This is a genomic window from Pseudomonas sp., from assembly GCF_026224925.1.
GTDB lineage: Bacteria > Pseudomonadota > Gammaproteobacteria > Pseudomonadales > Pseudomonadaceae > Aquipseudomonas.
On the sequence record NZ_JAMFRV010000148.1, the window covers coordinates 1 to 3,028 of the forward strand.

At 52.3% G+C, this 3,028-nt stretch carries 3 protein-coding genes; all 3 read right to left on the bottom strand.

Annotation, left to right across the window (positions count from 1 at the left end; genetic code table 11):
- Nucleotides 1-550: 550 nt before the first annotated feature.
- The gene (locus tag M0974_RS06340) at nucleotides 551-1,414 is read right to left on the bottom strand and encodes a hypothetical protein (RefSeq protein ID WP_297834157.1); all 864 of its coding nucleotides are present in this window, start codon (nucleotides 1,412-1,414) and stop codon (nucleotides 551-553) included.
- Nucleotides 1,411-2,289 (bottom strand): TniB family NTP-binding protein, encoded by an 879-nt coding sequence (locus M0974_RS06345; protein WP_297834160.1) that lies wholly within the window; start codon nucleotides 2,287-2,289, stop codon nucleotides 1,411-1,413. Before M0974_RS06345 ends, M0974_RS06340 begins: the two co-directional genes overlap by 4 nt.
- A partial coding sequence (locus M0974_RS06350) for a Mu transposase C-terminal domain-containing protein (protein ID WP_297834163.1) occupies nucleotides 2,273-3,028 on the bottom strand: 756 nt, incomplete at its 5' end. The genes M0974_RS06350 and M0974_RS06345, both read right to left, overlap by 17 nt.

Here is a 3,028-nt window from a genome sequence, read left to right on the forward strand (position 1 = left end):
CCGACCGGTTTCCGTATTTAATCTTGAGAATTATTTCTGCAAAATTTCTCATTTATGCAGCAATTAATGAGAAATCCCGCTCACTGCTCCCCCAGTTCTGCACTTTTCGAACGAGGGCGAATTCGGGCTTGCTGGAGATCTGCGATCCAGGCGTAGCCAGGGTTCTAAAGCAGGCCACGAGGCGCTTCCAGTCGCGTCTATCCGCAGTGCTGAGTAGTCGCTCCGCCCAATAGCTAGGTTGGGTGGCCACCATGAAAACCCCAGCCAGAACCGGAATTCGGATACTCATGGTCAGTAATAGGGTGGCGGGCCGGTGAAAATCTGGATGGTGGTTATGCTGAGCAACGCAAGAACCGCAATCCGACGCACCAAGAACCCGAAAGTCTCGGCCCGCAGCCTCATCTACGTTGGTCTCAGGGGCGTTGGTAAAACTGTCCTTCTAAATGAAATCCAGCATTACGCAGACAGCCAAAACTGTATCACCGACCTTATCGAGGCCAGTTGTCGCCTAGCTGCTAATTATGAGACTGGTAAAACTTCCATCAAGATTTTATACGTTAATTTGAGACTGGACCCGCCGCAGTCTCAAATTAACGTTATTTCTGAGACTGGGATTTGCCGTTCGCGCATGTTTCTTTTTTTTCGCTCGATTATGGACCGCCCGGTTCTCCTGCCAAACATTTAACAAATAACGAGCGCGGCGAGCGCCTTCAAATGTCTGCGCGCCGGCGGCAGCCAGCAGAAATAGTCGAGTTGAGAAACTGATGCTCGCCAGTCTCGGGCGGGGTCTATAAAGCGTCGCGTCAAGGTGGGTAAACTGCGAAAGGATATATTCAGGAAATAGAGATGAAAGCGTCTGCTCAGGGTGTTGCTGTTGCGTACCACCGTCTCGCGAAGCACGGGAAACAATCCGCCTGATTTTTTCATCAAGGATAGCGGATGCTCTATCGGCCGAATCCAGAATTGAGGTGTACCAATACCATTCAAGTTCCTGCCTAAATTGCTCTTCGCCACGTTGGGTTAAGATTCCACCGCAAAAACTGCAACGGATTCGCCAAGCTTCTGACCACTCTTTTATATTTACCGTTTCACCATACGCCTTCATCAATCGTGCCGAACATTTTGCACATTGAATTCGTAAACGATGTGGAGTGGTCACCTCATATAAATGAGCTCCAAGCCAACCGTGAGTCTTCGCTGCTACCTGCGTCTCGTTGACGCGCATCATCCACGCGATTGCAGCCGTGTCTTCGCGTGATAGCAACCCGTCAATCAAGGCGCCTTTCAGATGCGAGCAGTTCACCCACTTGAGCAGGTGATGGCGCTGGACTCCGTGCAACGCAGCCGTTCGATCGAGCCAAGATGAAAGAATTTCGCCGTCTACCTGGATAGCAGTTAGGGGCAAGCCGTTCACGCCGCCGCGGCTCTTGGCGCAAGGGGCAACTCTAAAACAGCGCGGCTATCGATTTTTTCTACTCCTGAAAGTATCGCTTCCTCGGCCAAATCCGCAACCACGCGAAAGACCCTGGCTGTCACCCCTTGTGTGATCTCGACCATGTGCCTTATTGCGAGAGCATTTAGCTCCGAGGGCAGCTGCAGTGGCATTGATCTGATCGCGCTCCCGATAAGTCCCTGGAACTCGGTGGTAGGGGTCCAAGCAGGTAGATGCAGCGACTCATATCGGCTCGCGAGCTGCTCATCTCCCAGCATTGCGTTTTCTGCTTCGTTCGTACCAGCACAGACAAGTGAAATTTGAAGCTCGCCGATCATCGTACGAAGCAATGCCATCAGAGCATCACGATCTGCTCCGCGGGAGGCCGTAAATACATTATGAATCTCATCCGCGATCAACATTTTTGTCCCGAGTTTAGGAATCAGCCGGTGGATACGGTCTTCCATAACGATTGTTGATGCCGAGGAGACGACCGGGACCCCAAGCACTGAAAGAATCTGGGCGTAGAAACGGCGAATGGTAGGCTGAGGTCGCATTACCATAGACAGAACCGGCGTTCGCTCGCAGTTACGATCAGGGTCCCAAACAGCGCTATGCTGACGACAAAACCGCTCAAGAAGCATTGTTTTTCCCATTCCAGGCCGGCCGACAATCAGGAGGCATGGCATTCGACTACGTGGTGGATAATCAAATAGCCGCTCAAGCTTTGATAGGACTTCCTTTGCCCTGGGATAGGTAACCCAGCGCTCTTCATGAATGGCACGGACGCGTGTCTCTACGTCGGCCGTGACCAAATCTGCAATCTCGGGAAATACGTGCTCAGCGGCGGCCGCCATGGAAGAACTCCGTATCAAAATAAGGAAGTGGTCCATCAACAAGTGTTTCGGACGTTTCGTGCGCTACCCGGTCTGTCATGCCGGTAGACGTATGTTCAGCGGTCTTATCGGAGGGCAAATGCTCACGTCTATGCTTTTTGAGACGTGCCCTCCTGCTTTGAGCTACGCTTTCATCCTCTATCGCTCTTTGTTCAAGGACGGCTTCGGCGATCGCGGTAACGTCATGATCCATGCGTCCGCGGGCCGACATCATTTTAAGACTTCTCTCGCGCTCCCATTTGCTCATCGGCGGCATTCCAAGCTGGCGCCACCGCGCCTCAGCGAAGTTACCTGGGCCGACTTCTACCCATACCCGGCTGATGTCACGCGGGTCATATTTTACCCGTAATTTTGCCTTCTTGATACCGCGGTGGCCCCGGAGTTGGGGTGACACATATTCGAACCCAAAAAGTTGCACGCCCGTCTTTTGAAGAATGCGCTCTTCAAATGGTAAGAAATCGATCAGAAAGCTTGTCCGGTCAACTGGAAGCTTCCAACGAATAGAAGTGGTGCTTTCGTTCCACATTGCGAGCGGTGAGCGGCTAATCGTTGAATGGACCTTGTTGTGATATTTGCCGACGATTTCGAGAGCGATCCAGCGCTCCAGTTGTCGCAGGGTCAACGCCGCATGTCGCTCTGGATCGTAATCCCTTTTGTCTGCGACCGAACTGCGCGTTGTGCCAGGAAGTAAATGTAGAGC